The sequence below is a fragment of the Sulfitobacter sp. UBA4523 genome, assembly GCF_002388305.1.
GTDB classification, from domain to species: Bacteria; Pseudomonadota; Alphaproteobacteria; order Rhodobacterales; family Rhodobacteraceae; genus Sulfitobacter; species Sulfitobacter pontiacus.
Map to the genome: position 1 here is coordinate 253 of NZ_DGMH01000012.1, position 8,390 is coordinate 8,642.

An 8,390-nucleotide genomic window follows, 5' to 3' on the forward strand; every position below is an offset into this window, starting at 1 on the left:
CTGGTCGGTGTTGTGGCAGGCGACGAGAAAGACGTAACGGTTTCCTTCCCGGAAGATTACCAAGCACCTCACCTCGCCGGCAAAGAAGCCGTGTTCGAGTGCAAGGTTAAAGAAGTGAAAAAGCCTGTTGCCGCGAAAGTGGACGACGAGCTGGCCAAGAAATTCGGTGCCGAAGATCTGGCTGCGCTGAAATCCCAGATCGCAGAGCGTCTGGAAGCGGAATATGCCGGTGCGTCGCGCGCTGTCATGAAGCGCGGTCTGCTGGACGAGCTGGACAAGCTGGTCAGCTTTGACCTGCCGCCGTCGCTGGTCGAAGCCGAAGCAGGCCAGATCGCGCACCAGCTGTGGCACGAAGACAACCCTGATGTTCAGGGCCACGACCACCCGGAAATCGAAACAACAGACGAGCACAAGAAGCTCGCCGAGCGCCGCGTGCGTCTTGGCCTGCTGCTGGCCGAGCTGGGTCAGAAAGCCGAAGTTCAGGTCACTGACGCGGAAATGACGCAAGCGATCATGAACCAGGCACGTCAGTACCCTGGTCAGGAACGTCAGTTCTTTGAATTCGTTCAGCAAAACCAGCAGATGCAACAGCAGATGCGCGCTCCTTTGTTCGAAGACAAAGTCGTTGATCACGTGTTTGAACAGGCGACATTGAACGAGAAAGAAGTGTCGAAAGAAGACCTGCAGAAAGCCGTAGAAGAGCTGGAAGACGAATAAGTCTTTCCCCTTTTTCGGTATCACAAAGATCAAAGCCGTCCCGATTGGGGCGGCTTTTTTCGTTGGACGGCTGGGGAGTTATCCGTTTTAGTGCAGCAAAATGCGGCAGTTCCGGTCAAGGGGAGGGTGGTAGACACATGTCAGATCAAGCCAGCAACAGGGCGCGCCGCGCCGCGAGAGCAAAGACACCCCTGACCGAGGAGGAGCGCAAAGCCCGCCGGCGTGCAAAGCGGAACCTGCGTCAGGCCGAGGCGATGGGCTTTCTCAAGGGGGTGACGGCGATGCTGAAGCCTGGCGATCTGGCGATGGACTGCGGGGCCAATGTGGGTGTCGTGACCCGTTTGTTGGCCGACACAGGTGCCGAGGTGATCAGCTATGAACCCGATCCTTATGCGTTTGAACAGCTCTCAGCGGCTGTGAAAGACCGCGCGAACGTACGTCTGGTCAACGCGGCGGTTGGGGCCAGCTCGGGCACTGTGCGGTTGATGCGGGCCGCGAATTTTGACGACAATATGAAAGGGGCGTCGGTCAAAAGCACAATCGTCGACGGCGGGCGTACGATTGACGCAGACAATTATGTCGATGTCGCATTGCTCAATTTTCTGGAAATCATCAGGGCTGAAATCGATAAACGCGGCGAGATCGCTTTTGTGAAGATGGACATCGAAGGCGCGGAGCTTGATCTGCTTGAGGCGATGGATGCAGCGGATTTGATCAAAGGGATCAGGTGCTTGGTGGTGGAAACCCATGAGCGCAAGTTCGCGGATCTCAGACCGAGGTTCCGCGCGCTGCGCGAAACCTTTGCTGCGAAATACCCTGCGCGACAGGTGAACCTCGACTGGATCTGAGAGAGGCACGCCTGCGCCCATGGGGCAGCGCGGCGCGCCTTAGGGGGCTCAGCCTTTGCGCAGGCCGGTTTCAACCAGCATACCGCGCCGTTTGGCCTCGTAGTAATAGCCGCGGGCGTACCATTTGATTGCTGTGGCGTGATCGCCATCAGACAGCAGCCAAGCGCCGCGCAGGTATTTGACGCCGTATTTCAAGTTTACATCAGGATCGAGAAGATCGCCGGCATCGCCGCGAAACCCCATGCCGCGTGCGGTGGCGGGCAGGATTTGCAGCAGGCCGAAGTAGGGCCCATTGCGGGCCTCTGGACGGTGGGTGCTTTCACGGATGGCAAGACGGTGGACCAACGGGCGGGGGACTTCGTAGTGGTCGGCCCATTTGTTGATCAGCCCGCGCAGCTCGGGCGTCTCGTTGGGATAGAGCGGCAGCTTGGGGGGCGCGGGGGCGGGCTCTGGTGCGGTACTGGCGCAGGCAGAGAGGGCAGGTGTGCAAAGCAACATCTGGCAAAGGGAACGACGTGTGAGGGCGATCATGCGGGTGACTCGCATCGTTGACGGGAGCCAAATGCTTACAACGCCGGGGGCACCGCGCAACAATGGCAGCGCCGGATGGGCAGAGGGTCGCTTAGCACAGGGCGGCATATTGCCGATCGCGCAATGAAAAACGCCGCCGCTGAGAGGTCAGCGGCGGCGTTTCATTTGGAATCAGATCGGAAGGCTTAGGCTTGCGCTTCGTCTTCGTCTGTTTTCTCGACAGCTTCTGCCAGATCGTCGTCGTCGGACGCGGCGGAGCCGATATCGTCGAACAGTTCAGAGATCTCGAATTCGGCTGCAGCTTCTTCTTCTGCGGCCAGTTCCTGGATCGACTTGCCTGCGGCCTGAAGCTCGGCCTCTTCAGGGGAACGTGCAACGTTCAGCTGAATTGTGGCTTCGACTTCGGGGTGCAGGATGACGGTGACGTCATGCAGGCCCAGGTCTTTGATCGGGCTGCCCAGAACGACCTGTTTGCGGTCGATGGTGAAGCCTTCGGCTGTGGCAACGTCTGCCGCGTCACGGGTCGTAACCGAACCGTAAAGCGCACCCGAATCGGAGGCGGAGCGGATGACGATGAACTGCTGACCGTTAAGCTTGTCGGCCAGTGCTTCGGCTTCTTTTTTGGTCTCGAGGTTTTGTGCCTCAAGCTGGGCTTTCTGACCTTCAAAGGCTTCGATGTTGGCTTTGGAAGCCGACAGCGCTTTGCCTTGGGGCAGCAGGAAGTTGCGTGCGTAGCCGGGCTTTACGTCCACGACTTCGCCCATTTGGCCCAGTTTGGCCACACGTTCCAGAAGGATAACTTGCATGTGCTTTCTCCTTACTTAACGGCGTAGGGCAGCAGGGCGAGGAAGCGGGCGCGTTTGATGGCACGGGCCAATTCACGCTGCTTTTTCGCGGAGACTGCGGTGATGCGGGAAGGAACGATTTTGCCGCGCTCAGAGATGTAGCGCTGCAGAAGACGTGTGTCTTTGTAATCGATTGCCGGTGCGTTGTCGCCCGAGAAGGGGCAGACCTTACGACGGCGGAAAAATGGTTTAGCGGCCATGGTTTATGTCCTTTATTGCAAGCTGATGATCAACGACGTTCGCGGCGTTCGCCACGCTCGGGGCGTTCGTCACGTTTCTGCATCTGAACCGATGGCAGCTCTTTGTGCTCATCAACTTTGATGGTCAGAACGCGCATCACGTCATCATGCAAACGCATCAGGCGTTCCATTTCCTGTACGGCGGTCGCTGGTGCGTCCGAACGCAGGAAGGCATAGTGGCCCTTGCGGTTTTTGTTGATCTTGTAGGCCATCGTTTTGACGCCCCAGTATTCGCTGTCGACGAGCTTGCCGTCGTTGTCAGCCAAAACTGTGCCAAAATGTTCGATAAGGCCTTCTGCTTGCGTGTTGGACAAGTCCTGACGCGCAATCATAACATGCTCATAAAGCGGCATGTGCACTCCTATTTATATCAAGGCGCATTTCATAGGCAGGGCATTTGCGTTTTGCGGCCCCACCACGAGAGTCTGCGCGGTTCAAAAGATGATGCAAAACGAAGGGCCGATATACACGGTTTTGCAGGCAGGGCAAGGGTGCGTTGGCGCTATGGCACGGGCGTCTATCGATTTGGGGCGGATGATCCTTTGAAAAGTACCACTTCGATCACGGTCGCGCCTTTTTTTCGTCATGAACCCATACGAGAACTGAAGCGGAGATCACACGGTTAAGCAAGGTTTATCAGAGCAATGGGCGCAGTTACGAATTTCTCGGCGGATAGTCTTCAGTTTTCGGCACAGGCCGGAATGGTAGATGGCTCTCGGGCGGTGGTGCGCAGCGTCCAGCGGTTGTTGGGGGCGGCCTTGGTACTGGCGGCGTCGGGGTTGTGGCTGACGCCGGGGTCGAACTTTGGGTCAGATGTGATGCTGCTCAAGGTCGGGCTGTCGGCGTTGTCTGTGATGTTGGGGGCAAGCCTTTTGCTGTCGGGGCAAAAGCCCGCGCTGCCCGAGATCCAGATCGACACGCTGCGGCGCGAGCTGCGCTTGGTGCGCCCGCGCACGATGGGGGCGCAACGGGTGCTGCAACGCTGCAGCTTTGGCGATCTGGGACGGGTGGAGCGTATTGGCCGCAACTTTCACTTCTGGGACGGGCGCGGCAATTTCATCGTTGATGTCCATATCGCAGAGCGCCGCGTGGTCGATAACCTGACCTTTAGCCTACGCGACTCCGGTCAGGCGATCTGAGCGCAGCGTGGTCGTCATGTGCGTGTTTAGCGCATGTCCGACGGGCGACTGTTCGCCAATGCGCACTAACTGTTGAACGCTGCTGGGTTGCTGAAACGCTGAAATGCTTCATGTATGGTGCAGACAAACGCCAACAGGAGTATTCCAATGACCATGAAGTCTGTCCTTCTTGCCACCGCCCTGACACTGGGTGCCACCTCTGCTTTCGCCGCCGAGAAATATGTGCTCGACGCAAGCCACAGCCAGATCGTTTTCACCTATAACCACCTTGGGTTCTCGACTACCACGTCGATGTTCAGCGGTTTTGACGGTGAAATCATGCTGGACGAGGCAGAGCCCGCGAACTCCTCTGTCTCCGTATCTTTCCCGGTCAAAGACATGATCACCGGCTGGGAACCCCGCACCGAACACTTCATGACGGATGATTTCTTTGGCGCTGAAGACGGCGACATGGTGACGTTTGAATCCACCGGTATCGAGGTCACAGGCGAAAAGACCGCATTGATCACCGGTGATCTGACCATGAACGATGTGACCAAATCCGTTGTGCTGGATGCCAAGCTGAACCAGATGGGCGAGCATCCAATGGCCAAGAAGGCTTGGGCCGGTTTCGACGCGACGGCCACGGTCACACGCACCGATTTCAACCTTGGTCAGTTCGCGCCTTTCGTCAGCGACGAAGTGCAAGTGAACATCTCTATCGAAGCGATGAAGGCTGAGTAAGCTTTTCACCGTATATTAAGAAACGAGAACGCCGGGGCAGGACCCCGGCGTTTTTGCGTTTATGGGGGGATTACTGCCCGCGTGTGGCGGTGAGGTCGATATTCACCGAGACGCTAAAGGCCAGCGTGCTTTCGTCCGTCACCGTTTCCCCGATGCCAAAGTTGCGACGGTCCAGCGTGGTGGAGCCTGTCATCCGGGCGGTGTCGTCCTGCAACGTCAGGGTGAAAGGCAGGTCGACCGGCATCGTCTGATCCTTGATCGTCAGGCTGCCCGCCGCAACATAGCCGTCGGCGGTGGCATTGATATCGGCCTGAAACGTCGCGGTGGGGAAGGCCTCGCTGTTGAAGAAATCGGCCCCCATCGCCTGATCCGTGACCGACCCGAGGCTCAGCGACGGGATCGCGACCGTGGTCGTTACATCGCCCGCTTTGCCGGATTGTACGGTGTCGTCAAATGTGATCGCGGATGTCCAATCGGCAAAGCTGCCAGCCACGACGGACCCGAACTGCGTGACCTCTAGCGCGATGGTCCCATCCTGCACCTGCCAGTCAGAGGCGACATCTTCTAGCGCGGCGGTTTCGGTCGGGGCGGGTTGATCGCTTTGTTGGCCCAAGCCAAGCCCCAGCCCCAGCCCGACGGCAATCGCGGCGACCCAGACGACAGTGGCGGTGATCACCGGCGCGGCAGTGTGGTGTTGCGCAGGCAGCGGGCCGACGACGGCTTCGCCCGGCAGCATCCGCCGCAGGGTCGAATCGCGGTCCACAACGTGGTGCTTCACCGCGCCAGCGATATGCAGGATCAACGCGCCGATCAGCAGTTTGCCCGAGATGACGTGCAGCGCGCCAAAGGCGTGTTCTACTGTTGTGTTCTTGGGGATAAACGGCAGCGACTGCCCCAGCGGCCACCAGATCGGCGCGAAGCCAGAGGCGGCGGCGTGGTTGATCCAGCCGGCTAGCGGGACGATCACCAGCGACCCATAGAGCACCCAATGCACCGTTTCCGCCAGCCAGCTTTCCAGGCGGTGATCCGCGTTCAGCAGCCCCGGTTTGGGTTGGGTAAAGGCCCAGACGATGCGGGCAAGGGCGACAAAGAAGACCGTCACGCCCAGTGTTTTGTGCAGCGAGAACAGCCACGCTTTGCGGGTCAGCTCCGCTTGCGTATCGTGGGGCAGATCGCTGGCATAAAGGCCAAGGGCGATCAGCGTGAGGATCAGCAGGGCGGTGAGCCAGTGAAAGAACTTGGTCACCCCGCCGTAGCGGATTGAGGTATTGGTTAAGGCCATCTGGGTGCTCCGTCGCGAAATGGGGTGGTTTCTCCATACTGCAACGGGGCTTGGGGACCAATGCGGATCAGCGCACAGTCGCCGTGCAGGCTTGTTTGACGGCCACCCACGCGCTAAAGCGCTGGAAACGCAAATTCGGGGGACTTTATGACCATTGCATTCGTATATCCGGGCCAAGGCGCGCAAACCATCGGTATGGGCCGCGATCTGGCCGACGCCTATCCGGCGGCAAAGGCCGTGTTTGACGAGGTGGACGAAGCCTTGGGCGAAAAGCTGTCGACGCTAATCTGGGAAGGCGAGGCGGACGAGCTGACGCTGACACAGAACGCGCAGCCTGCGCTGATGGCGACATCAATGGCGGCGATGGCGGCGTTGAAGGCCGAAGGCGTTACCGTCGATAAGGCGGCGTATGTCGCGGGCCATTCGCTGGGTGAATATGCGGCCCTATGCGCGGCGGGGACATTCTCGCTTGCCGATACGGCGCGGTTGCTGCGCATCCGGGGGCGCGCGATGCAGGCGGCTGTGCCCGTGGGGCAGGGCGCTATGGCCGCCCTTCTGGGGCTGAGCTTTGATCAGGCCGAGGCCGTCGCCGCAGAGGCCGCACAGGGCGAGGTCTGTCAGGTCGCCAACCAGAACGATCCGGCGCAGAATGTCGTTTCGGGCAGCAAGGCTGCCGTGGAACGCGCGATTGATCTGGCGAAAGCGGCTGGTGCCAAGCGCGCGCTGCTCTTGCCTGTGTCTGCTCCGTTCCACTGTGCTCTGATGGCCCCCGCCGCAGAAGAGATGGCCGGTGCGCTGGCGGATGTGACGATGAACGCCCCCGCCGTGCCCGTGGTGGCGAATGTGGTGGCAGAGGCGGTCACCGATCCCGAACAGATCCGCAAGCTGCTGATCGAGCAGGTCACCGGTCAGGTGCGCTGGATGTCGTCGGTTGAATGGATGGGCGCGCAGGGCGTGACCGAGGTCTGGGAAATCGGCGCGGGCAAGGCGCTGTCCGGCATGATCCGCCGCATCAACAAGGAAATCACCTGCGTGAACATTGGCACCGCTGCCGATGCCGCTGCCGTGAAAACGGCCTGAGATAGGCTGCGAAAGGAATTACATATGTTTGATCTTACTGGAAAAAATGCGCTGGTCACCGGGGCTTCGGGTGGTATCGGCGCGGAAATCGCGCGCAGCCTGCATGCCCGTGGCGCGACCGTGGGCCTGTCCGGCACCCGCACCGAACCTCTTGAGGCGCTGGCCGCCGAACTGGGCGAGCGCGCCCATGTGCTGCCCTGTAACCTGAGCGATATGGAGGCCGTTGACGCGCTGCCCAAACAGGCGGCCGAAGCGATGGGATCGGTTGATATTCTGGTCAATAACGCCGGCATCACCCGCGACAACCTGTTCATGCGCATGTCGGATGATGAATGGAATTCGGTCCTGAACGTCAACCTGACCGCGACATTCAAGCTGTGCAAAGGCGTGATGCGCGGCATGATGAAGGCGCGTTGGGGCCGGATCGTGAATATCTCGAGCGTGGTCGGGGCCACCGGTAACCCCGGTCAGGCGAACTATGCCGCGTCCAAGGCCGGTATGGTGGGCATGTCCAAATCGCTTGCCTATGAGGTTGCCAGCCGCGGGATCACCGTGAACGCGGTCGCCCCCGGTTTCATTACCACGGCAATGACGGACAAGCTGACCGACGACCAAAAGGCGGGAATCATGGGGCAAATCCCTGCGGGCCGTATGGGCGAAGCATCCGAAATCGCGTCGGCTGTTGTCTATCTGGCGAGTGCGGAAGCCGCCTATGTTACCGGAACCACCTTGCATGTGAACGGCGGCATGGCCATGTTGTGACCCTGCGCTGCAAAGCGTTTGCCAAATCTGCGTCTTGTGCTAAATGGGGCGCAGAATCCATCATAGGGAGGCTTGATTGCCCCCCTTACCTTGTGACAACAAGGGCCATAGCCGCCCCTCGGGGCACGATCCATACGGACCAGATAAGGTTCTGACGGAAACAGAAGAGGGCAGGATTGCCCGAATGAATGAGGACTGAATATGAGCGACGTCGCAGACCGCGT

11 protein-coding genes are annotated in these 8,390 nt (G+C 59.6%); 6 read left to right on the plus strand and 5 right to left on the minus strand.

Annotated features, from left to right (window positions below; genetic code table 11):
* Positions 1-717 (plus strand): trigger factor (gene tig, locus B3849_RS02230; protein WP_286779762.1); only part of this gene is annotated, 717 nt, incomplete at its 5' end.
* A gap of 137 nt (positions 718-854) precedes the next feature.
* Positions 855-1,565 carry an FkbM family methyltransferase gene (locus tag B3849_RS02235; protein WP_009826730.1) on the plus strand — a complete coding sequence of 237 codons (711 nt, stop codon included), beginning with the start codon at positions 855-857 and terminating at the stop codon, positions 1,563-1,565.
* 48 nt (positions 1,566-1,613) lie between these two features.
* Here B3849_RS02235 and B3849_RS02240 read toward each other — a convergent pair whose 3' ends face one another.
* The 4 genes from B3849_RS02240 to rpsF all read right to left on the minus strand — a co-directional run bounded on the left by B3849_RS02240 (position 1,614) and on the right by rpsF (position 3,533).
* Entirely contained in the window at positions 1,614-2,063 is a 450-nt protein-coding gene (locus tag B3849_RS02240) for a lytic transglycosylase domain-containing protein (RefSeq protein ID WP_278375319.1), read from the minus strand.
* Positions 2,064-2,281: 218 nt separating this feature from the next.
* Entirely contained in the window at positions 2,282-2,902 is a 621-nt protein-coding gene (rplI, locus tag B3849_RS02245) for a 50S ribosomal protein L9 (protein WP_064216809.1), read from the minus strand.
* An 11-nt stretch (positions 2,903-2,913) separates the two neighbouring features.
* Positions 2,914-3,141, minus strand: coding sequence for a 30S ribosomal protein S18 (gene rpsR, locus B3849_RS02250; protein WP_005852865.1), 228 nt, complete (start codon positions 3,139-3,141; stop codon positions 2,914-2,916).
* 29 nt (positions 3,142-3,170) lie between these two features.
* Entirely contained in the window at positions 3,171-3,533 is a 363-nt protein-coding gene (gene rpsF / locus B3849_RS02255) for a 30S ribosomal protein S6 (RefSeq protein WP_005852867.1), read from the minus strand.
* Positions 3,534-3,824: 291 nt separating this feature from the next.
* Between rpsF and B3849_RS02260 the strand changes: the two genes are divergently transcribed.
* Positions 3,825-4,319: a hypothetical protein gene (locus B3849_RS02260; RefSeq protein WP_260001961.1), complete on the plus strand. Its 495-nt coding sequence runs from the start codon at positions 3,825-3,827 to the stop codon at positions 4,317-4,319.
* 153 nt (positions 4,320-4,472) lie between these two features.
* Positions 4,473-5,042 (plus strand): YceI family protein, encoded by a 570-nt coding sequence (locus B3849_RS02265; RefSeq protein ID WP_278424521.1) that lies wholly within the window; start codon positions 4,473-4,475, stop codon positions 5,040-5,042.
* 70 nt (positions 5,043-5,112) lie between these two features.
* On the opposite strand, the gene B3849_RS02270 is transcribed toward B3849_RS02265, so the two are convergent.
* A complete protein-coding gene (locus tag B3849_RS02270; RefSeq protein WP_286779763.1) occupies positions 5,113-6,324 on the minus strand; it encodes a cytochrome b/b6 domain-containing protein in 1,212 nt (403 codons plus the stop codon).
* 147 nt (positions 6,325-6,471) lie between these two features.
* Between B3849_RS02270 and fabD the strand changes: the two genes are divergently transcribed.
* Together fabD and fabG are read left to right on the plus strand one after the other, a co-directional pair.
* Entirely contained in the window at positions 6,472-7,404 is a 933-nt protein-coding gene (gene fabD / locus B3849_RS02275) for an ACP S-malonyltransferase (protein WP_278424456.1), read from the plus strand.
* A gap of 24 nt (positions 7,405-7,428) precedes the next feature.
* Complete coding sequence (gene fabG / locus B3849_RS02280; protein WP_009826737.1) at positions 7,429-8,166, plus strand: 3-oxoacyl-[acyl-carrier-protein] reductase; 738 nt, start codon at positions 7,429-7,431, stop codon at positions 8,164-8,166.
* Positions 8,167-8,390 lie beyond the last annotated feature (224 nt).